This window comes from Moraxella cuniculi, assembly GCF_900637105.1.
In the GTDB taxonomy this organism is placed as follows: Bacteria; Pseudomonadota; Gammaproteobacteria; order Pseudomonadales; family Moraxellaceae; genus Moraxella; species Moraxella cuniculi.
The window spans coordinates 579,311-602,092 of record NZ_LR134343.1 but is presented as its reverse complement, the minus strand read 5'-3'; the positions used below and the strand labels follow the sequence as shown (position 1 = coordinate 602,092).

At 47.2% G+C, this 22,782-nt stretch carries 21 protein-coding genes; 13 read left to right on the top strand and 8 right to left on the bottom strand.

The genetic code is table 11. The features are described from left to right. Window positions 1-165: 165 nt before the first annotated feature. The 5 genes from EL162_RS02825 to EL162_RS02805 all read left to right on the top strand — a co-directional run bounded on the left by EL162_RS02825 (window position 166) and on the right by EL162_RS02805 (window position 3,941). On the top strand, window positions 166-585 hold the full coding sequence (locus EL162_RS02825) for an ATP-grasp domain-containing protein (protein ID WP_126329952.1): 420 nt from the start codon (window positions 166-168) through the stop codon (window positions 583-585). Continuing rightward, a complete protein-coding gene (locus tag EL162_RS02820; protein ID WP_126329950.1) occupies window positions 572-1,201 on the top strand; it encodes an ATP-grasp domain-containing protein in 630 nt (209 codons plus the stop codon). Before EL162_RS02825 ends, EL162_RS02820 begins: the two co-directional genes overlap by 14 nt. Window positions 1,202-1,210: 9 nt before the next feature. Beyond that, window positions 1,211-1,747 (top strand): hypothetical protein, encoded by a 537-nt coding sequence (locus EL162_RS02815; RefSeq protein WP_126329949.1) that lies wholly within the window; start codon window positions 1,211-1,213, stop codon window positions 1,745-1,747. Between the two features lie 3 nt (window positions 1,748-1,750). Next, entirely contained in the window at window positions 1,751-2,422 is a 672-nt protein-coding gene (locus EL162_RS02810; RefSeq protein WP_126329947.1) for an ATP-grasp domain-containing protein, read from the top strand. A 385-nt stretch (window positions 2,423-2,807) separates the two neighbouring features. Then, entirely contained in the window at window positions 2,808-3,941 is a 1,134-nt protein-coding gene (locus EL162_RS02805; RefSeq protein WP_126329945.1) for a patatin-like phospholipase family protein, read from the top strand. 72 nt (window positions 3,942-4,013) lie between these two features. Here EL162_RS02805 and EL162_RS02800 read toward each other — a convergent pair whose 3' ends face one another. The 3 genes from EL162_RS02800 to fadB all read right to left on the bottom strand — a co-directional run bounded on the left by EL162_RS02800 (window position 4,014) and on the right by fadB (window position 8,260). Further along, a complete protein-coding gene (locus EL162_RS02800) occupies window positions 4,014-4,472 on the bottom strand; it encodes a hypothetical protein (RefSeq protein WP_076554585.1) in 459 nt (152 codons plus the stop codon). Between the two features lie 415 nt (window positions 4,473-4,887). After that, a complete protein-coding gene (gene fadA, locus EL162_RS02795) occupies window positions 4,888-6,060 on the bottom strand; it encodes an acetyl-CoA C-acyltransferase FadA (protein WP_076554587.1) in 1,173 nt (390 codons plus the stop codon). Window positions 6,061-6,106: 46 nt separating this feature from the next. Then, a complete protein-coding gene (fadB, locus tag EL162_RS02790; protein WP_126329943.1) occupies window positions 6,107-8,260 on the bottom strand; it encodes a fatty acid oxidation complex subunit alpha FadB in 2,154 nt (717 codons plus the stop codon). Between the two features lie 262 nt (window positions 8,261-8,522). On the opposite strand from fadB, the gene EL162_RS02785 reads away from it, so the two are divergent. The 3 genes from EL162_RS02785 to EL162_RS02775 all read left to right on the top strand — a co-directional run bounded on the left by EL162_RS02785 (window position 8,523) and on the right by EL162_RS02775 (window position 10,905). Beyond that, a complete protein-coding gene (locus EL162_RS02785) occupies window positions 8,523-9,611 on the top strand; it encodes a DnaJ domain-containing protein (protein WP_126329941.1) in 1,089 nt (362 codons plus the stop codon). A gap of 157 nt (window positions 9,612-9,768) precedes the next feature. Next, a complete protein-coding gene (locus tag EL162_RS02780) occupies window positions 9,769-10,314 on the top strand; it encodes an acyl-CoA thioesterase (protein WP_076554590.1) in 546 nt (181 codons plus the stop codon). A 132-nt stretch (window positions 10,315-10,446) separates the two neighbouring features. Then, window positions 10,447-10,905: a surface-adhesin E family protein gene (locus EL162_RS02775; RefSeq protein WP_126329939.1), complete on the top strand. Its 459-nt coding sequence runs from the start codon at window positions 10,447-10,449 to the stop codon at window positions 10,903-10,905. A gap of 54 nt (window positions 10,906-10,959) precedes the next feature. On the opposite strand, the gene clpX is transcribed toward EL162_RS02775, so the two are convergent. The 3 genes from clpX to tig all read right to left on the bottom strand — a co-directional run bounded on the left by clpX (window position 10,960) and on the right by tig (window position 14,438). Further along, window positions 10,960-12,246 (bottom strand): ATP-dependent protease ATP-binding subunit ClpX, encoded by a 1,287-nt coding sequence (clpX, locus tag EL162_RS02770; protein WP_126329937.1) that lies wholly within the window; start codon window positions 12,244-12,246, stop codon window positions 10,960-10,962. A 19-nt stretch (window positions 12,247-12,265) separates the two neighbouring features. Continuing rightward, window positions 12,266-12,913 (bottom strand): ATP-dependent Clp endopeptidase proteolytic subunit ClpP, encoded by a 648-nt coding sequence (clpP, locus tag EL162_RS02765; RefSeq protein ID WP_076554707.1) that lies wholly within the window; start codon window positions 12,911-12,913, stop codon window positions 12,266-12,268. Between the two features lie 190 nt (window positions 12,914-13,103). Beyond that, entirely contained in the window at window positions 13,104-14,438 is a 1,335-nt protein-coding gene (gene tig, locus EL162_RS02760; RefSeq protein ID WP_126329935.1) for a trigger factor, read from the bottom strand. Window positions 14,439-14,800: 362 nt separating this feature from the next. Between tig and EL162_RS02755 the strand changes: the two genes are divergently transcribed. The 5 genes from EL162_RS02755 to mpl all read left to right on the top strand — a co-directional run bounded on the left by EL162_RS02755 (window position 14,801) and on the right by mpl (window position 20,167). Next, complete coding sequence (locus EL162_RS02755; protein WP_126329933.1) at window positions 14,801-15,937, top strand: FAD-dependent oxidoreductase; 1,137 nt, start codon at window positions 14,801-14,803, stop codon at window positions 15,935-15,937. Between the two features lie 153 nt (window positions 15,938-16,090). Further along, window positions 16,091-16,423: an iron-sulfur cluster insertion protein ErpA gene (gene erpA, locus EL162_RS02750; protein ID WP_076554708.1), complete on the top strand. Its 333-nt coding sequence runs from the start codon at window positions 16,091-16,093 to the stop codon at window positions 16,421-16,423. Between the two features lie 220 nt (window positions 16,424-16,643). Beyond that, the gene (gene gshA / locus EL162_RS02745; RefSeq protein ID WP_076554595.1) at window positions 16,644-18,197 is read left to right on the top strand and encodes a glutamate--cysteine ligase; all 1,554 of its coding nucleotides are present in this window, start codon (window positions 16,644-16,646) and stop codon (window positions 18,195-18,197) included. A gap of 41 nt (window positions 18,198-18,238) precedes the next feature. Then, window positions 18,239-18,748: a disulfide bond formation protein B gene (locus EL162_RS02740; RefSeq protein ID WP_076554596.1), complete on the top strand. Its 510-nt coding sequence runs from the start codon at window positions 18,239-18,241 to the stop codon at window positions 18,746-18,748. Window positions 18,749-18,781: 33 nt separating this feature from the next. Beyond that, window positions 18,782-20,167: a UDP-N-acetylmuramate:L-alanyl-gamma-D-glutamyl-meso-diaminopimelate ligase gene (gene mpl, locus EL162_RS02735; protein WP_126329931.1), complete on the top strand. Its 1,386-nt coding sequence runs from the start codon at window positions 18,782-18,784 to the stop codon at window positions 20,165-20,167. Window positions 20,168-20,604: 437 nt separating this feature from the next. Here mpl and EL162_RS02730 read toward each other — a convergent pair whose 3' ends face one another. Together EL162_RS02730 and EL162_RS02725 are read right to left on the bottom strand one after the other, a co-directional pair. Further along, window positions 20,605-21,078 carry an acyl-CoA thioesterase gene (locus EL162_RS02730; protein WP_126329929.1) on the bottom strand — a complete coding sequence of 158 codons (474 nt, stop codon included), beginning with the start codon at window positions 21,076-21,078 and terminating at the stop codon, window positions 20,605-20,607. A gap of 342 nt (window positions 21,079-21,420) precedes the next feature. Beyond that, window positions 21,421-22,518 (bottom strand): porin, encoded by a 1,098-nt coding sequence (locus EL162_RS02725; protein ID WP_126329927.1) that lies wholly within the window; start codon window positions 22,516-22,518, stop codon window positions 21,421-21,423. Window positions 22,519-22,782 lie beyond the last annotated feature (264 nt).

Below are 22,782 nucleotides of genomic sequence, written 5' to 3'. Positions count from 1 at the left end.
AGCAATACTTCAGGCAATGCCTATCATGTCATCAAAGCCGCCCAAAAGCTCGGCGTATTTTGCCATTTTCTGACCAGACAACGGACGCTGTAGCAAACCGCCAAATATGACCCTGTCAGCATTGCCGATAAGATAAGTATCGCTGACACCATCAATCCTGCCGATATGCTATCAGCAATCTGTGCCGACAGCGACATTACCGCCGTCATTTGGTTTGATGAGATAAGAATGCTGCCGTGCGTCATGCTGTCCACCACCTTAGGCTTGATAGATGCCGATACTGCAAACAATCTTATCACCGCCCGCTACAAAGACAAGGTCAGAAATACTGTCAATCAAGTCTCACTGCCGATTTGTCATCAGCTGGTTGATGATACCACCGATGTGCCAAAGTTTACTGATGCTGCCAAATTCCTACCTTGCGTGGTTAAGCCTGTTGATGACAGTGGCAGCTTTGGCGTGGTCAAATGCACAAACAGCACGCAAGTTATGCAAGCGATAGATTTCATCAAAAATCGCCCACAACACATCTCAGGCTATCGCCGAATGCCCCAAGCCCTAATAGCAATATATCGCAGGCGATGAATACAGTGCCGAGTTCGGCTGGTGCAGTCTGGCAGGCTGGGTACTCATAGGCTACACCAAAAAGATCAAATCACCAGAGCCTACCTTTGTGGAACTGGCACACATTTTCCCTTATTCGTTTGGTAATGGGCTTGACGACGATATTTGCCAAACTTTAATTGGCTGCCTACAAGCACTTGGGCTAAAAAATTGCGTGGCTCATGTGGAATTTAAGTTGCACCAAGGGCAGGTTTTTGTTGTTGAAATCAATCCAAGATTGGCAGGAGATATGATTGTTGATTTGGTGCGGACAGCTTGCGGTGTGGATATGGGTAAGATTGCCTACTTATCACACACTGGCACGCCATGGGCAGCTGATTTGGCTATCAACCACACTTGCCATGCTGCCACCGCCTACCTATATAGCGAGCAGACTGGCACTGTAATGACAGTCCGTACCGATGGCAGCGAACAAGACCTGTGGCTGCGTCCACTGCCCAGATACAACACAGGCAACCTGACATCAAGCGATGACAGGCTGGGCTGCGTGATTGCCACCGCAGACACATGGCAGTCCGCCCTACAAAAAACCCAGCACATCGCCGATACTACCGTCATTAGCTTTGGTGAAATTTAAGGAGTATTTATGCACATCGTTTTGTTTGGTGCGTTCAAATCTGTCATCAATGCCGCCAACGAGCTTGGTATTAGGCTTACCATCATTGACAAGGTGCAATTGGTGGATACCAGCCTGTTACAGCCCAATCATCAGTTTATCTTGCTTGATTATCATCAAAAAAACTTGGCAAAAAACATCATTGCCGCCATCACCCAAAGCCAAAAAGTAGACATGATATTAAGTTTCACCGAGCCTGCCCTGCTGCTTGCCAGCCAGATTGCCGAAGAGCTCGGCATCGCTACGCCATTTTCGTCCGAAGTGGTAAAAAACACCAAAGACAAACAGCGTATGCGACAAAAATTGGCTGACAGCCCCCATACCATCGCCCATCAGCTTGCCTGTGATGCCAAGCAGGCAGCTGCATTTGTCAAAGAACAAAACCGAGCCGTCATCATAAAACCTGTCGATGGTGTGGGCAGTGAGTCAGTCGTATGCGTTACACCAGATAATCTAAATGCACTACATCGCCTTGATTTTACCAACCAAGAATATCTGTGCGAATAATTTATCCATGGTCAAGAATTCTCTGTGGAGTGCTTTAGTTTTGCAGGTAGGCACAAGCTACTATCTATTCACCAAAAGTTCAAAACAGGTGCAGAGTATCCCAATCCTTTTGTAGAAATTGGGCATATCGGACCTGCTGATTTGACCCCACAAACATGGCAGCTGATTGAGACTGTCGTATTTGACTGCCTAGATCGTATGGGTATTTGTGATGGTCCATCGCACACCGAAGTCATCTTAACCGACACTGGGGTGAAAATTGTTGAAACACATACCCGAGTCGGTGGCGACAGGATTTTTCATCTGCTAAAACTTAGCACGGGCATTGATATATTTAGATTATCTTTACAATGGTTTTGTCAAAAAACAGGCTACATAGGCACCATCAGCAGAAAAGGCGTGGCGGCAGTTTACTTTTTTCACGCCCCCAAGGGCATCATCAGCCAAATCACAGGCATTGATAAACTACAGGCAAGTCGTGGCGTTATTGAAGTTAAACTACACAAAACCATCTGCGATACCGTTAATGAGCTGCTGGGTTCGTCCGACAGGCTTGGTTATTTTATTTATTATCAAAACAATGATAGCCCCTTGGATTTTCGCACCTTAACCAACCTTGCCAACCAAGTAACTATTTGTACCAAACCATCTACACCAAAACAACAGGAGAGCTAAAATGCATGCATTAAACTTGGATAATATCATCGACAATGGTTTAAGTTTTGATAAACAGTTTTACCACAAACATGGCTTTGTCAAAATACAACATTTACTCACGGTAGCCTGTGAGTTATCTAAAAAATTTAATTGATTGCACGCCAAGCAAGTCAACATTTGATACCATCAAAAAGAATACTTACAATGTCGGTATTGATAATCAAAATATCAAGCATTCACACAATTTACCTGCAACCATAATCGCTTCTACGCAATGGCTCAATATGCCCAATCCGCCAGCCAATAACAAAACACTTACACAACACAGCACATCTGTATAAAATTTTTAGCCAAATTATGCTATAGTTTCGCCAAACGCATAACGCTTATCTTTGGAAATTGTATGAAATTATTCGCCCTTGCCCTGCCTGCTGCCTTGCTATTATCCGCCTGTAGCACCAAACAAACGCCCAGCCCACAGCCTGTACAAACCACCCCCAAACGCCCTGTGGTGGCGTTGGTGCTTGGCGGTGGTGGCACACGCGGTTTTGCTCATGTTGGCGTGATTCAAGCCTTAGAAAAAAATGGCATTCGTCCTGATATGGTCGTTGGCACCAGTGTTGGGGCGATGGTTGGGGCGTTGTACGCCAGTGGCAAAACCGCCGATGAACTAAAGCAGATCGCCATCACGCTGAACGAAAAAGACATCATTGAACTAAGCCCGTCCAAACAAGGCTTGATTGACGGCACACGCCTACGCCGCTATGTCAATCAGCAGGTCAATCATCGCCCCATTGGCAGCTTTGCGATGCGTTATGCTGCGGTCGCTACCGAACTGCCAAGCAAGACCACTGTTGTGTTTGACACAGGTGAGGCGGGCATTGCTGTACAAGCATCAACCAGCGTACCAAAGCTGTTTATCGCACCACGCATTCCCGAAAATGGAGGCAAAAAATACATTGACGGCTCGCAATCTGCTCTTGTGCCTGCACGCATTGCACGCAATTTGGGTGCAGATGTCGTCATTGCTGTGGATTTGATGACACCAGCCCAAACCACCACAGATGACCAAGCCGCCCAAAACAAGGGTGAAATCAACATCACACGCACAGACACCGCCATCAGTGCCAAATGGGGCGACAAAACCCTCGCTCTGCCGATTGATTTGACACAGCTTGATAAAGCAACTGCCGAGCTGCCATTTGAGTTGCCACTGGGCAGTATTGTTGGCAATATCATCAAATCCATACCAGCCGACACCACCATCGCCTTGCCTGATAATCTGCCAAAAAACCTGCCGACCAGCCCAGCCGATCTTTGGCAACTGTTTGATCAAGCTGGCAAAAACTTAGCCATCAGTGCTGATGATGTTGCGGCAAGCGATGTGCTGATTCGCCCTTTGGTAACCGAAGTATCGCCCTTTGATACCAGCAAGCGTCTTGAGCTTATCAATGCAGGCAAAATTGCCACAATCGCACAACTGCCAGCCATCAACACGGCGATTGACACTGCCAACAATCGCCACAGTGGCAAATAATAACAAATAGAACAATACACAAATACCGCCTGTCTTGGCGGTATTGTTATGCGAACGCTTGCTCGGTACAAACTACTTATTGGGCGGCGTATCATCAAGCGTTTGTGCATATTTTCTAATCATCTCATGCACCTCTTGCTCTCCCTGATTATCGCCCCGTTGGCGATTGTCCTGTATGATTTGCCATGCTTGCTGCTCAGACTTTGGTTCGCCATAGTAATCAGCAGCCAGCAAAACATTATAAACCGAATAAGTATCAATGTATGATTGACAGACCTCGATGAGTCTTTCGCTTTTTTCTTGCTTGCTCATTTCAGGAAACATTGCCCCCAGCCGATACCAGCTGCTATCAAGGCAGTACAAAAGCAGCATGCCTGACCTGTCGGCATTTTTGCTAAGTGCCTCACCTGTCATAATCTGTTGCCCAAAGCGACCATCATTTGTTGCGGTATCCACCGTGCTGTCAGCATATCCCAGCAAACTTAGCGATAACAATGCCAAGCCAGCAAGCCATTTGCCAGATGCTCTCATCTTAATCTCCCTAATGATAAACCTATGGCTGATTATGCCCAATCAATCAAGCCTTGTCAATATCACCCCACTCACCCTGCAGCACAAGCCATCACGACACCGCCTATTTACTGCTGTAGCATGGATTATCAAACAAAAATGGCTTGGATTTTGCCAAAAAGGGGTTTTTATAAAAAGGTTTTTGTAGGTCTGGTGCTGTTATTGATGGGTTGTAATATTAATGGCGTATAATTTGGTACAAAAGCACTGGGGCTACTAAGGGTGCAAATACCAATGGTGCAAACAAAGGGCAGTGCAATTTTTCTATATAGTCATGGATTATATGCCAGCAGGCTGGAGCGTCCTTTATGCCAATAAGAATGAACAAAACCCAAGCTATAACTTGGGTTTTGGGTTTGTTTGACAAAAGGCGGTACTAGACTCGCTCAATGATGGTGCTGATGCCTTGACCCAAGCCAATGCACATGGTCGCCAGCCCCAATTGGGTATCTTGTTGCTCCATGACATTTAACAAGGTTGTGGTGATTCTTGCCCCCGAACAGCCCAAAGGATGCCCCAGAGCAATCGCACCGCCGTTGTGATTGACGATGTCTTGTTTATCAAGCAAATCCAAGCCTTTTAACACGGCAAGACCTTGGGCGGCAAAGGCCTCGTTCAGCTCGATGGTCTCAATATCAGACAACGCCAAGCCTGCTCGTTTGAGTGCTTTTTGAGTGGCGGGTACAGGGCCATAACCCATGATTGCCGCATCACAGCCAGCGGTTGCCATCGCACGGATTTTTGCACGCGGTTTTAGCCCCAGCTCACCTGCTTTTTTGGCACTCATGACAAGCATTGCCGCCGCACCATCGGATAATGCCGAAGCGGTGGCTGCTGTTACTGTGCCATTTTTTGGGTCAAACACAGGACGCAATGCCTCAAATGCCGCCAAATTGGCATCAGGGCGAATCACCTCATCAGTGGTGCATAATTGCAAATTGCCCTGCCCATCATGCCCCTTCACGCCAACAATCTCATTGGCAAAGCGTCCTTGCACGGTCGCCTCCCATGCTTTTTTGTGCGAATTTACCCCAAATTCGTCTTGCATTTGGCGTGTGATGCCATGCAGTCTGCCCAGCATTTCGGCGGTCAGTCCCATCATGTTGGAGGCCTTGGCATAGTATTTACTGGCACGCGGATTGGGATCAACCCCATGCGTCATCGCCACATGTCCCATATGCTCAACACCACCGATGATAAACATATCACCTTGATTGGTCATGATTTGGGCAGCGGCGGTATGCAGTGCCTGCATTGATGAGCCGCACAGGCGATTGACCGTTTGAGCAGCAACAGTCTTTGGCACGCCTGCCAACAATGCCGCATAGCGTGCGATATTCCAGCCTTGTTCTAGCGTCTGATTGACACAGCCCCAGATAATATCCTCAAGCTCGCTTGCATCAATGCCATTACGCTGAATTAACGCACGAATCAACTCGGCCGACAGCTCATCAGCACGCACATTGGCAAACATACCATTTTTGCTTTTGCCCATGGCGGTACGCACGCCATCGACAATGACAACATCGGTTGGGTTTAGTGCAGTCATTATATTTTCCTTAAACTCTATTTATATTAACTTTATCCAATAACCATCAATAAAAAGTCTCGCCAGCATCACACATTTGACGCAGCTTATCTGGTGCTTGATATGCCTTGCCCAGATGAGCATAGCGATCGCACAGTGCCACATAATTTGCTACACCCAGCTGGTCAATATAACGGCACGGCCCGCCACGAAATGGTGGAAAACCCACACCCATAATCATCGCCATATCCGCCTCGGCAGCACTGGCAACGATACCGTCCTCTAGGCAGCGTACCGTCTCATTACAAAACGCCAACATCATGCGGTCGATGATTGCTTGTTCATCAAAACTTTGTGCATCTGTCTGCACTGCTTTTAATAATGCATAAGTCTCATCATCGGCAAGTTTTTTTGGCTTGCCTTTTTTGTCCATCTCGTATTTATAAAAGCCGATGCCGTTTTTTTGCCCCAAGCGACCTTGCTCATACAAATGCTCAATGCTGCCCTTGTAGTCAGGTTTCATGCGGTCAGCAAAACCTTCCGCCATCACCTTGGCACCATGCACGCCCGTATCCAGCCCCACCACATCGATCAGGTAGGCAGGGCCCATTGGCCAACCGAATTTTTCCATCGTTTTGTCAATCTGCACAAAGTCAGCACCTTCTTTGATTAACAAATCAAATGCCCCAAAGTACGGAAACAGCACACGATTTACCAAAAACCCCGGGCAGTCATTCACCACAATCGGTGTTTTGCCCATTTTTTGAGCCAATGCCACTGTGGTAGCAACCGCCTCATCGCTGGTTTTTTCGCCACGAATCACCTCAACCAACGGCATACGATGCACAGGGTTAAAAAAGTGCATACCCACAAAATTCTCTGGGCGTTTTAGTGATTTGGCAAGCCGTGTGATGGAGATGGTCGAGGTATTTGATGCCAAAATTGTGTCATCTTTTACCAAATCTTCAACCTCAGACAGCACGGCCTCTTTGACGGCTGGATTTTCTACCACGGCTTCGATGACAATATCAGGCGTAGCAAAATCCCCATAGTTGAGCGTTGGGCGGATTAAAGACAGCGTGCGACCCATCTTTTCGGGCGTAGATTTGCCACGCTCTACTTCTTTGGCAAGCAGTTTGCTCGCCTCACTCATGCCAAGCTCCAGCTGACTGTTTTTGATGTCTTTCATCATAATCGGCAAGCCCTTGCTGGCAGCCTGATACGCGATACCACCGCCCATGATGCCTGCACCCAGCACAGCCGCCTCGTTGATATCAAGGGCGTGCTTGCTGTAATCTTTGGCAAGTTTTTTCACCGCTTGATCGTTTAGGAACAGCCCCACCAATGCCGCCGCCTGTGGTGTCGTTGCTGCTTTGGCAAATGCTGCCGCCTCAACTTTTATTGCCTCATCAAGCGGCAGATTGACATGATTTTCGATCGCCTCTACAGCCAATGCAACCGCAGGATATTGCTTGGGATTTGCCTTGGCAAAAATCATCGCTTTGGCGGTCGTAAACGCCATCGTCTGCTCGATTTGGTTTAGCTTGACTGGCTCTAGTTTTTCTTGGCGGCGTGCCTGCCAATCAAACTGCCCATCGATACATTTTTTTAGCAAATCAACCGCCGAATCCATCACAGATTCATCAGCGACCACCGCATCCACCAAGCCGATTTTTAAGGCATCGGCAGGCTTGTACGCCTTACCTATGGCTATCGCCTCCAGAGCATTGTCAATGCCAATCAAGCGTGGCGTGCGTACCGAGCCACCAAATCCCGGGAAAATACCCAGCTTGGTTTCGGGCAATCCAATCTGTGATGAGACCCCCGCCACACGATATTCGCACACCAAAGTCATCTCGCAGCCACCGCCCAATGCTGCACCATTGACAGCGGCAACTTTTGGAAAAGGCAATCTCTCAAAGCGGTTAAACGCATCATTAATCTGCAAAAGCCATGTGTACAACTCATCGGCTGGCTTTTTAAAATATTCTACAAACTCGCCAATGTCCGCCCCTGCGATGAATACTTTTTTGGCAGAGCTTACCACCAAGCCTTTGATATTGCTTGATTTTTCTAAAATTGCCACTGCTTCAACAAACTCGTTATTGGTTTGTTTGTCAAATTTGTTCACGCTGCCTTGTTTGGCATCGAACCGAAATTCAACAATGCCTGCCGCCTGATCCAAATAATCAACTTGAATGCTGTTTCCTTGATAAATCATGGTCGCTCCTAAATTCAAAATAACCGCCAAACAAGCAGCGGATTTGTCCGATTTTGTTTAATATAGCACAGCCACAGACAGATTGCACCTGATTACACCAGACAATCATGACCGATGGGTCATTGCCCCAAAAATTAGCAATCATCAAGCCCTGCCAACACTTGCCACAAAATCAACAATCATCACCGACCACTCTTTACAAACATTTGGCTAATTGTTATCATTAGCAGATTTACCAAACCAAATCTCCCTGCGAGTTCCCATGACATTGCAAACTTATTATGATATTTTGGGCGTCTCTGCCAACGCCGCTCCTGAAGTTATTCATGCCGCCTATCAGACACTGGCAAGAAAATACACCCACAGCACCAGTCCTGAAGCAGGGCAGATGGCAGCACTGATCAAACAAGCCTATGATGTATTGTCAGACCCTGTTCGCCGCAGCGACTATGACGCATGGCTGCGACTCAACCAAACCAACCAGCCAGTTACCCCTGTAGCACCGATGCCAACCGCTGCATACCACCCACCAAAAAAAGGCTCGTCAGCAGCAGCGTGGATTATTGGGGTTTTGGTTGTGTTATTGGCAGTGGCTGGGCTTGCTTATTATTTGGTATCCTCCACAGGATTTTTTGGCAACAAAGACGAACCAGTTCAGCCAATCGACACATCAGCCCAAACCAACACCCTAAAGCCTGTTAGCCCCATTGATAATGGCATCACCGCCGAGCAACAAAATGCACGCAATCAAGCACACGCCGACTATCTGGCAGCGGTAAATCGCATCAATGCCGTTTGGAATAGCCTGCCCAAGAACACTCGCAACGCCTTGCGTGATGAACAGCGTGCCATCAATGCCGCTCGTGAAGCTAACTGCCAAGCTCAAGCCGTCAGTGAATACAGCTCACCCATCGAAATCGAAACCGCACGCTATCGCTGCGAAGTACCCCTGATGGACGAACGCACCAATGAACTGCGTGTCTATATTCAAAGCGAACGCAACGCACCTGTTTATGACGAGCCATCGGACTATGATGTCAGCTATGATGAACCAAGCGAATCGCATGACGACAGTTATGACGACCCTGTCAGCTATACTAAGCCTGCCGAAGCACGAGCCATGTATGATGAAGCGGTAGCGAACATCAACGCCATTTGGAATAGCCTATCTGACGAAACTCGCAACGCCTTGCGTGATGAACAGCGTGCCATCAATGCCGCTCGTGAAGCAGGCTGCAAAGCCTATGCACGCAACAACTACAGCACTAAATACGAGCAAGACACGGCTCGCTATCTGTGCGAAGTCCCAGAGCTAAACGATCGTGCTGCACAGTTGCAAGAATACGAATAAATCACCACAACCGCTTGCACTGCGAGCGGTTTTTTGTTGCAAAACCGCCACACAGCCACCCCTTGCCCAAACTGGCAAATATAGACACAGCGGTCAAACTTAGCCACCGACAACGCTGGATAAATTTGTTATCATGGCAAAAATTTTGGAGAAAATTATGTATCCTTTTATCCGACTGGGCAAAACCATTGCCAAAAGCACCCTGCTACAACTACAGGGCAAAACACTTGCTCCGACCGACACCAGCGAAATCAGCTTTGTCAGTGGCATTCATGATATTGATAATTTTCTTGAGATGAACAATGGGCGGATTTTTACCCTGTTTGACTTGGGGCGGACGGATTTTGCCATTCGTACAGGGCTTGGCAAAAAACTGCTCGCCAACCGCTGGGGCTTGGTCGTGGCTGGCAGCAGCATTCAGTATCGCAAGCGTGTTCGCCTGTTTGACAAAATCACCATCAAAACTCGGCTGTGTGCCATTGACGAACGCTGGTTCTATATCGAGCAAACCATGTACAACCAAGGCACGCCCAGCTCACAGGCACTGCTGCGTACTGGCGTTACCAATCTGATGACAGGCAAGACGATACCGACCCAAACTGTACTGACCGCCATCGGTCATGGGGATTTGCTCATGCCTGCTGATGACTGGGTGGCAGCTTGGATTGCCGCTGATAAATTACGCAACTTTCCCATAGATTAATAATATATTATAGTTAATATAAACAATATCGCTGGACTGGCGTAACAATTGACAAATCCTAGCCACTGTATGATAATATCACTACTCACAATATCAGCTGTGCAGAGACATCGTTTATCATAAGGGATCATCATGAGAATCACCCCCCCCCCTCGCTTTTTGGGTAGCTGCCTAGCTGTGCTATTTATCTTCATCAGCCCAACTGCCCATGCTGTTAATTGGCTTAAGACTGGCAAGACAGCTGATGGATCACGCCGTGCAAGCATTGATACTGATAGCATTCGTTACCATGGTGGGCTGTCTAGTTTTCGATACTTGTCTGTTTGGATAAAATGGGATTACGCTGCTGCTCAAAAAACCAGTGCTGGTAAACTTTATCGCCAATCAAAAGTTTTTTACTATATTGACTGCGGTGGCAAAAAATTAGAATTCGTGCAAGGAATGGATTACACCAGCAAAGGCAATGTAGTAGACAGTTTTAATCGCAACTACATTTCCACATTATCATCAGACAGCTGGAATGCGACCGCGCCAGAAACTATCGGCGAAAGTATTGTAGATGAAACTTGTTACTACGCCCAGAATAAATAACCATTTTTTACTGACATAACAAAGCCGACACTCACAGACTGTCGGCTTTTATGGTTATTGAGCGATTGGCTTATCGCCTTTGGTGATGACGGATTCGCTCACGATGATTTTGCTCACCCCTTGCATACTTGGCAGCTCGTACATGGTGTCAAGCAAGGCATTTTCGATGATTGAACGCAAGCCCCTTGCTCCAGTTTTGCGAACCATTGCGGCCTTGGCAATGGCGGTGAGTGCCTGTGGCTCAAACTCCAACGCCACCCCTTCCATCTCAAACAGATATTGGTACTGCTTGACTAGGGCATTTTTTGGCTCGGTGAGAATCTGCACCAGTGCCGCCTCGTCCAGCTCTGCTAGGCTGGCAATCACAGGCAGACGACCGATCAGCTCTGGAATCAGACCGAACTTAATCAAGTCCTCCGCCTCCACCTCGCGAAACAGCTCGGTAATGCTTGATTCGTCCTGTGCCTTGACATCGGCATTAAAGCCAATGCCTGTCTTTTCGGTGCGTTGGCGAATCACTCGCTCAAGCCCTGCAAATGCCCCACCGACAATCATCAGAATATTGCTGGTGTCCACCTGAATCATCTCTTGGCGTGGGTGCTTGCGTCCACCTTGGGGCGGAATATTGGCAACCGTGCCTTCGATAAGTTTTAGCAGGGCTTGCTGCACGCCCTCGCCAGAGACATCTCGTGTGATGGACGGATTTTCGCTTTTGCGAGAGATTTTGTCAATTTCATCAATATAAATAATGCCTTTTTCTGCCTTGCTGACATCATAATCGGCAGCTTGCAGCAGTTTTTGGACGATATTTTCAACATCTTCGCCGACATAGCCTGCTTCGGTCAGGGTTGTCGCATCCGCCATCGCAAATGGCACATCAAGCATTTTTGCCAGCGTTTGTGCCAGCAGCGTCTTGCCAGAGCCAGTCGGCCCGATAAGCAAAATATTACTTTTGCTTAGCTCAACCGTCTCATTGTCGCTGTTGTCTTTGGCGGCGACTTTTAGGCGTTTGTAGTGATTGTATACCGCAACCGACAGGGCTTTTTTGGCGGCATCTTGACCGATGACATAATCGTCCAGATGCTCACGCAGCTGCTTTGGCTTGGGCAACGGCTTATCCAGCCACTCGCTTTGCTCTTGATTCTGTGGGTCATAAGAGGTGCGATCGCTGTCTGTTTTGGTGTCTTGGCGGTGTTTTTTGCCAGACTCTTTTCGCAATAAATCACCGCAACCCTTGATACATGCATCACAGATATTGGCATCAGCCCCTGCAATCAGCTTATCCACTTCGGTCTTTTTTTTGCCACAAAAGGCACAGCTCGGCACTTGTGTATTGGTCATGCGTTATCCTTATTGGCAATTATAGTGATTTTGGGCGTTTATCAAGCACCACATCAACCAAGCCGTATTCTTTGGCTTGTGCGGCACTCATGAAGTGGTCTCGGTCAGTATCTCGCTCCACTTTTTCAATCGGCTGACCTGTGTGCTTGGCAAGCAATGCGTTTAATTTTGCCTTCAGCTCGATGATTTCTCTTGCATGAATCTCAATATCCGATGCCTGCCCACGAAAACCGCCCAGCGGCTGATGAATCATCACGCGTGAGTTCTCCAGTGCGTAGCGTTTGCCTTTTTCGCCTGCAGACAACAAAAACGAACCCATCGAACACGCCTGACCCAAGCAAATGGTTGATACATCAGGCTTAATAAAATTCATGGTATCATAAATCGCCATACCTGCCGTTACCACGCCACCGGGCGAGTTAATGTACAGGTGAATGTCTTTTTCAGGATTGTCCGCCTCCAAAAATAACAGCTGGGCGACAATCAGATTTGCCATGCCGTCCTCGACCTGACCTGTCAAAAAAATCACTCGCTCACGCAACAAACGAGAGAAAATATCAAACGATCGCTCACCACGACCAGATTGCTCAATGACCATCGGCACAAGGGCATTGGTAGGTGCATGATAGGCATCTGCCAACTGGTCATAAAATGGGTTTTTTGTCATGTTATTCATAATTTTCCTTAAATACGACTGGTGTGGCATAAGTCTGGCTACTTTGTCAAATCCAGCAACCAACCTAGACCACCAAGTCATCACCGCTGTGATAAACTTAAGAATAAAAACCCCAATGCATGACGCTTGGGGCATTTATCTTGATGACTAAGACGCATCAACTCTGATGGCTAAGCCCACATTAGATGGCTTGTTGCTGTGCCGCCGCCAGCAAGTCTTGGTATTTTACCTCTTTTTCGCTGACTTTGGCTTGACCAAGCAGATAATCCACCACCTGATCTTCTAGCACCACAGATTCAACTTGGCTGCGTTGAGCCTTGTCATTGGTGTAGTACTCGATCACCTCTTGTGGATCTTCGTAGTTTTCGGCAGCTTCGGCGATAAATGCTGTTACACGCTCTTGATCCACTTCGATTTTTTGAGTTTCGATGATTTGGCTAACCAATACCCCCAAACGCACTGCACGCAATGCCTGATCTTCAAACAACTCATTTGGCAACATATTGGCATCAAAAGTTGCTGGATTGGCACCGAACTGCTGTGCAAAACGATTTAGCATCAGCTGGCGTTGGCGGTCAATCTCTTGATCTAACATGGCTTTTGGCACTTCAAATTCATTCTTCTCAAGCAGTGCATCAAAGGCAGCTTGCTTAACTTGATTGCGTGCTGCGTGCTTAACTTCACGCTCCATATTTTTGCGAACATCGGCTTTTAGCTTGTCCAAGCCGCCTTCGGTTACGCCAAACAAGGCAAAAAATTCATCGTCCAATTCAGGCAATTTGGCTTGCTTCACTTCTTTGACGGTGATAACAAACTCGGCTTCTTTACCCGCCAAATGCTCGGCTTGATAATCCTCTGGGAAGATAACTTTGATGGTTTTTTCTTCGCCAGCTTTCATGCCTTTCATGCCGTCCTCAAAGCCGGGAATCATGCGACCTGAGCCGATGACTAGGCTGTAATTTTCGGCACTGCCGCCTTCGAATTTTTCGCCATCAATTGAGCCTGCAAAATCAAAAACTGCCTCATCGCCATCAACCAGCTCGCCATCTTTGGTCTCAAAAGTTTGGCGTTGTTTTTGCAAGTTTTCGATCATGGTATCGACATCTGCATCAGAGACGCTGGCAACTTGACGCTCAACCTCAATCTCGCCCAAGCCCTGAACCTCAACTTTTGGGAAAGTCTCAACGGTGGCTTGGTACACCAAAAAGTCATTTTCTAGTTTCACATCGTCAATGCTTGGTACGCCAACGACACGGATTTTCTCGCCTGCCAGTGCTTCAAATACTGTATCACGAATCACATCGTTGATAACTTCTTGTTGAATGCCAGCACCGTACTGGGCACGAATGTGTGATACAGGCACTTTGCCCTTGCGAAAACCGTCAATCTTGGCAGTTTTTGCCACGCTGCGAATGCGGCTTTCAACTTTGCTTTGGATATTGCCCACAGGCACTTTGACTGTCAGCTGGGTTTCTTTGTCAGAGATGACATTGACAGATACTTGTAAATCGCTCATAACTCACCTTTTTGTGTAATTAAAATACCTAAAAGACTGGCTCTTGGTTTGCCAATCAAAATCTGTTTATGCAGATATTTTTATATCTATGATTAGATATCATTAACAATCAGCATATAAATATAATAAAAGCAATACAGTATAGCCAATTGATGATAAAATTACAAGCCTTCGCAGACAAACGGGCGAATTTCTCCGCACGCTTGATACAACCATCACGCCCATGGCACACGGCAAATTGCACAATATGCAAATTTAGAATAAGCAAAATCACCAGCGATTCGCTATAATAAGCACTGTTTTGTTTTTATGACAAAAACATCAATCGCAGCAAGCCAAAACACCCACCAGACAGGACTCTTATGAATACGCATACCAACCCCTCCCAAATCCCCCAAGCAGGTGTCGTCGTTATCGGTGGTGGCACGGCAGGCTGGACGATTATCGAAACTCTGCGTAAACTTGATGCAACGCTTGACATCACGCTCATCACTGCCGACAGTGGCGATCGCTACATCAAGCCACAACTTTCTGCCGCCTTTAGTCAGAACAAAACCGCCGCCACGCTCATCAACAAAACTGCCGAGTCGCTCGCTGCCACGCTTAATATCACGCTGCTGGCACACACGGTTGTAACCAGTATTGACAGCCACGCTCAGACCATCACGAGCAATCACGGCATGATTGGGTATCATCGGCTGATTTTGGCGACAGGAGCCGTGCCTGTGCTGCCAGCCAACCTGCCCTGTGAGCATACTTGGCAGATTAATCATATTGATGATTTTGACAAATTACAACGCAAACTTGCCACCAAACCCAATCAGCACATTGCCATCATCGGTGCTGGCATGATTGGCGTTGAGCTTGCCGAAGACCTAAGCCGTGCAGGTCATCGTATCACTCTGATTGGTCGCGATCAGCTGCCATTGCTTGGGGTACTGCCACCCATTGCAGCTACCAGACTGCACACAGCACTGACCGATATTGGCATTTGTTATCTTGGGGATACGCACATTCAGAGCATTCACCCTAAGCAAGGACAATATCAGCTAAGCCATGCCAATGGCGAACTGCTGGTTGATGAGGTCATCACCAGCACGGGTCTTATGCTGGATAAGACGCTGGCAGCAAGTGCAGGGATTGACCACTCTCAACATGGCATCATCGTCAATCCAACAACGCTACAAAGCTCAAACCCTGCCATCTATGCCATCGGCGACTGCATCAGTATCTATGGCAAGCCCTGCCGATTCGTTGCTGTGCTGCGTGAACAAGCCTCTGCCATCGCCCATCATATTTTGGGGCTAGATCATACAGGCTATCAGCACAAACCCCCCATGATTCGCCTAAAAAACAAAGCCATCACCGTCAGCATCACAGGCGAGCCAACGCCACAGGCATGGCACATTGACAACGATGATGAATCGCTACTGCTGCTTAGCCAACGCATTGATGATACCATCACCGCCAAAATTGAGCTAAAAGCCCCCAGCAAATAACCGCTTGATTGCCATGGCAAGGGCGCCAAACTTCATGGCAGAACTTAGCTAGCAAGATAATGATAAAAAATAACTTTTTTTGGCAAAAACCTTGTATAATGAACAATTAATCCTATTTAGATGACACATTTGTTTATAGGTTTATCAAAAGGTATGAATACAAATCTTACACTCACCGACAGTGCCGCTGCCAAACTTGCCAAACTAAAAACCGCCGAAGGCAATGACACACTCATGTTGCGTGTATATGTAACAGGGGGTGGCTGCTCTGGTTTTAGCTATGGGTTTGATTTTGCCGAAGAATTGGGCGATGATGATGCCACTTTTGAGCATGGCACAGAGACTTTGGTGGTGGATTCATTAAGCTATCAATATCTGGCTGGCTCAACCATTGACTACATTGAGGGGCTAGAAGGCTCACGGTTTATTGTCAATAATCCAAACGCCACCACCACCTGCGGCTGCGGCTCGTCATTTTCTATCTAAATTCGGTCAAATCGTGTAGCCTTAAGCATGGTGCTACGCCACAAAAATAAGCCAAGCATGAGCTGTGCCAAATCACAAACCAATCTCGCAAGTGGCGTGCTGGCTTTGTTTTATGGCATAAACACAAATACAAATTCCAACAAGTCATACCAAAATCCCTTTGCCAAGCTAGGTTGTGTGTTTTATAATAAAGCAATTTTCTAAATAAAAGAGCAGTACAATGACGCAATCAGTTTTTCGCTTGCCAGTATGGTTTAGCCCCAGTCTTGTGGCAGGTATGCAACGCGGCATCGAAAAAGAAGGCTTGCGTATGCAGCCCGATGGCTATGCCGCCAAAACCTTCCACCCTGCCAAGCTCGGCTCAAAGCTCACCCACCCTTATATCACGACAGATTATTCAGAAAACTTATTAGAGCTTATCACCGACCCAATGCCCTCCATCAAACAGGCGTTGGATATGTTGCGAGATTTGCATGTCTTAGTCCATCGCTCACTAGAAAACAACGAATTGATGTGGCCACTGTCCATGCCGTGCATGAGTTCGGATACCGACAGCGACATTCCGCTGGCTGATTATGGCAGCTCCAATATCGGCAAGCTAAAAACTCTCTACCGCTCAGGGCTTGGTGTGCGTTATGGACGCAAAATGCAAACCATCGCAGGGTTACATTATAATCTCTCCATCGGTGATGATTTGTTTGCCGCTTGGCACAAAGCTGCTGGCACAGGCAGTTTTGGCGACTTTAAAAATGACAAATATCTGGCACTGATTCGCAACTTCAAACGCCTAACGCCGCTGGTGCTGTATCTGCTCGGAGCAAGCCCTGCTGTTTGTGGTACTTTTGTCAGCGGTCGCAATCATACGCTCAAGCCCTTGGGCGGCACTTGCAGCTATCACGAACCTGACGGCACAAGCCTACGCATGGGTAAGCTTGGCTACACCAACAGCGTACAAGAAAATCTGGACATTCGCTACAATCAGCTGGACGAATACATCGCAGGTCTACAAGCTGCCATCGGCACGCCGTATGCTGATTTTGAACGCATTGGCGTAGACGATGCAGACGGCAACCCAATTCAAATCAACAGCCACATTTTGCAAATAGAGAACGAATACTACAGCCCAATCAGACCAAAACAAACCACCAAAGCTGGCGAAACACCCACCGCTGCACTGGCGGCTCGTGGCATTGCGTATGTTGAGTTTCGTGCAATTGACCTTGACCCTTATTCAGACATCGGTATCGAGACCTCAACTGCGTGCTTTTTGGAAGTGTTGGCATTGTATTGCCTGCTGACTGACTCGCCCTATCTTATGCCTGATGAAGAAAAACGCCTAAGCCAAAACATCGACACAGTTGTCAATTATGGCAGACGACAAGGCATTACCATCACCACTAAGACAGGTGAAGTGTGCCTACACGATTGGATTGTGCATCATCTATCACAAATGCAAGTCATCGCCGATGCCTTTGATGCACATCACGGCAGCAATGATTATCGCAGTGCATTGGCAATGATGCAAGGCAAGGCAACCAACCCAGAATTTACTCTGTCGGCACAAATCATCGCCGACTCATACCGTGTTGGCGGTACTTGGGCATTGGGCAAACTGTTGGCACAAAAGCACCAAGCCGAACTGCTAGGTCATGCCCTAAGCCGTGAGGACGAAGCCAAATTTGATGCCATCGCCCAACAATCGCTTGCCAAGCAAGCCGAACTTGAAGCTGCCGATGATATTGAATTTGCTCAATATCTCCAAGCCTACCGCTAAGCCCAGAGGTTTTTTATGAATACATTTAACTGAGGTTTTTTATGAATACATTTAACTATCGCACAATCAATCTGCTGCTGGTCATTATCATGGTAGCTGCCAGCATTTTTGCCATCGGATTTTTACAAAAATACCTTATGCTAGAACCTTGCTCGCTGTGCATTTTTCAGCGTATTGGGCTGTGGACCATGGGGGCTTTTGCTCTGCTTGCGGTACTGTTTAACCCAAAAAATTTCACCGCCCGCCTGTTGTTGTGGCTAGGTAGTCTTGCTGGCACACTGTGGGGTGGTGGTGTGGCTGCACGCCATACTTGGCTACACTATGTGCCATCAGCCGAACCGCCTGCCTGCGGCCCTGGTCTGGAATATTGGGTGCAGACTCTGCCTTTATCTGATGTGCTGACCACCGTATTGACCGCCAATGGCGACTGTTCGGTGATTGATTGGACTTTTATGGGTCTGTCAATCCCTGCCCAAACACTGATTTTATTCGTGGTTATTTTTGTCATTCAGTTAATTCTGTTGAAAAAAATTATTAACAAACAGCCATAATTATTCACCATTTATCATCGTACAAGGTTCGTCATGCACATTCATATTTTGGGTATCTGCGGCACATTCATGGGGTCTTTGGCACTCATTGCCCGTGATTTGGGTCATCGTGTTACAGGGTCAGATACCAATATTTATCCGCCCATGAGTACACAACTTGCCAATGCTGGTATCGAAATCTGGGAGGGATACCGTGCCGAACACCTAAACCCTGCTCCTGATTTGGTGGTGGTGGGCAACGCCTGCAAGCGAGGCATGGAGGCGGTTGAATATATGCTAAATCACCGCCTGCCCTATACCTCAGGGCCGCAGTTTTTGTACGAAACGGTGCTAAAAAATCGCCATGTGCTGGCGGTGGCAGGCACACACGGCAAAACCACCACAACCACCATGCTGGCATGGATTTTGCAATATGCAGGGATTGACACGGGATTTTTGATTGGTGGCGTGCCACTGGTAAATAGTACGGACAGTCGCCTGCAATCTGCCTTTGCTCACTCTGGTCATCTGGGTGAGCGGTATTTTGTGATTGAGGCAGACGAGTATGACTCGGCATTTTTTGACAAACGCTCAAAATTTGTACACTATCGCCCAACCACAGCCATTTTGAACAACTTAGAATTCGATCACGCTGATATTTTTGCCGACTTGGCAGCGATTCAGACGCAATTTCATCACATGATTCGCATGATACCGTCCACAGGTCAGATTATCATGCCTGCCGCTACCGACAGCCTAGAACAGACGCTTGGCTTGGGCGTATGGACACCTGTATTGCGTACCGCCATCGACCAAGATGCCGACTGGCAAGCGACACTGTCCGAGGCAGATGGTTCGGTCTTTGGCGTGCGTTTTGGGAATGAAATCGGCGAAGTTCGCTGGGGCATGAGCGGTCTACACAATGTCAATAACGGCTTGGCAGCCATCGCAGCCGCTCATCATGTAGGCATAAGCATCAAAACCGCGTGCGAGGCTCTGTCTGCATTTGCTGGCATTAAGCGGCGTATGGAGCTGATTGGTGATGTTGGTGATATTTTGGTTTTTGATGATTTTGCTCACCATCCAACCGCCATCACCACCACACTTGATGGAGCAAAAAAACGCCTAAAAAACCGCCGCATTTGGGCAGTGATTGAACCCCGCTCCAACACAATGAAGCTGGGCAGTCATCGCGATCAACTTGCCAGCTCGGCAGCGATTGCCGATCAGGTGATTTGGTATGAGCCAAAAGACCTCTCATGGGGGCTGGCCGATGCCATTGGTGATACCTCTGGGCAAATGGTGCTGGGCAGCACCGATGCCATCATCGACCACCTAAGTCTGCACGCAAAAGCAGGAGATGCGATTATCATCATGTCAAATGGTGGCTTTGAGAGCATTCATACACGACTACTGGCAACACTGCAAGCCAAAGCCTAAACACATCGCCACAAGTCAGCTAGGCTGGCTTGTTTGGCTTGACAAGAATGACAAGTCTGTGGCACTTGGCTGGCATCATCAGCCATTTTATGCCAGATTGCGACCAGCTTATGATTGTGCATTGTTAGTGATTTTTTATGCTTAAAGTGAGTCATCACCATAACCAATTACTGCCAATGCCAAGCCATAATTAATCATCTAAAATAGCCACAACACCAACCCAAATTACAAATCACCACTGCCTCTTGGCAATCCTGTCCCATTATGCACAATCCAAACCCCTGCCACCAGCCAGAACATCTACTGGCGATGGAAAATTTTGCCAACGATGGCTTGGATAATCCCAATACAGCCACAGATAAATGATGGTGGTTATATTGGGCTTTGGATAGCCCGACCCCACCCAACAACGCCACCTTGATAACGCCCAAAAATCACTAAAATTCCCTGCCTTCAAAGGCTGCAACTTTGGCTCGCTCATCGCCCGACCAAGCAATCTTTGACATCGTGCGATCGGTTCTGACTATCACCGCCTCGCCTGTTGCCACCACTGCCTGTTGAGCTTGGCTAAACATCGCATATTCTTGCACAATGCTGGTTGTGCCAAGATGCTTAATTCGCACACCGATTAGCAGCGTATCTGGATACACCACAGGGCGATGATACTGCATTGAGGCGTGTGCCAAAATCGTCAATAAATCCTCTCGTGCCTGCAAAAAACCAATCGCTCGCATATATGCAATTCGTGCCGATTCGGCATAGCGATAATAAACAACATTATTCACATGATTAAAGCCGTCCATATCCCCCCATGCCACAGGCTGTACGCACACCACAGGATAATCTTGTAGCGCTGCTGGGCGAGCATCGCCAGTTAAGATAGGTTCAAATATTGTGTTGATTTTTAGCATCATCTTTCCTTATTTGAATTTTGGCAGATATATTTGGGGAAATTACTTCCTCCAAATTGCAAGCAACTTATCACAAACCTTCATTTTGCCTTGGGCTTAAATCGTATCCACCAAGAGTCATGTCGACAAGAACGGTCAAGGTTATTGCTGCATTTGTTGTGCAAAACAAAACCTGCCAGCTTAGCCAATGTATTGTCTTATGGTATAATAAGCCCCCATTGATTGCAAGCACAAACACCAACCCAGCCATCATGCCCAAAACAAAACACCCTGCCTGTTACCAAACAGAGTGTCATCATCAGCAAAATGCTACGACTTAAGACCTAGCGTCCGACTTCCAAATCAAAAATCGTAGCGAAGACCAGTCTCAACGCCGAAGCTCTCGCTTTGGGTTTTTGTCAAATTATCAGCCTTATAACCAAACACGGTCGCATCGGCATAGTTTAATGAAGCAAACGCACGCACACGGGTGCCGCTTTCTTTTTTGAGCCATTTGACAGCACCGATACTGGCAGTGGTTTTTTCGCCATCTTTAAAGCCACCATAATTATCAGTGCGACTTACCTGCCCATAAAAATCCAGCTTGTTTTTGTCATATTGATAATAGGCACTGACCGTTGCTCCAAGCTCATTATCACCACTGCCATAATCCACTTGCTGTGCCAAAGCACCGACCGTCAGCTTGTCATTGACCGCATAGCTCACCATGCCACGCACGGCACTAAAATCGCCACCATAAGTATATGCCGCACCCAGTTTTAGTTTATCACCATTGTGCAAAATATTGGCAACGAACAAATCACGATACTTGTCAGCTGGCTTGCCGTCCTTAAAGGCTCTCACTCTGGCGGCTGATTCTAGCGTATCGCCACCTTCGTCCATTGCATAGTGCAGTCGCACAGAATTTTTCTTATCTTTGCCAAAACCAGGCGACATATAGCGAATTGAGTTATTGGTACGCTGACCATGATAACCAAAAGAATTGCCCGAGCCATCAGCGTACAAATACCCCTGTGCCACATAATCAATGGCATCATCAGGCGTGTACATACGACCAAAGTGCAACTGACCATATTCTTTATGCTTAACGCCCAAATAAGTATTACGGGCACCAAAGTTGCGGCCTGCACCGTCATTGTCCAAAAACACGCTGTATTCTAAGTGATAAACCAAATCCAACTTATCATTCAGCTGCTCACTGCCCGAAAGCCAGATACGCGAACCACTTGAGCTAAACTTAGTGCGATCGTTATTGGTCTCAATCACAGGCTGGCTTGCATCGCTTAGGTTGGTTTCGGTTTTTTTGGTGTCTTGGTACAACATGGAGGCATACAAGCGACCGTTAATCTTGGGTGCGGCGACAGCCTCGACAGCAAGACCCATGGCAAACAGGCTAGCTAGGGCGAGAAAAGAGGGGGGGGTGTAACGAAAATATTTCATAGATTATCCTTAATTTATCTATCCAAGACAAATTTATCAAACACAACTGTTTGAATCCCTTGATGTCTTCATTGGCATCATGTGTATATCAACACAGCGACTGACCGCCGACATTACCACCTTGTTGATATCCTTACTATAACTGATAAAATTTGTTTTTATTTTTTTATTTTTGTATATTTTATGTTAAATTAAATTGCTAAATTGTATACAAAGATATCCGTGCCTGCATTAATCATCTCAGCAAACCACAATGGTCAATCT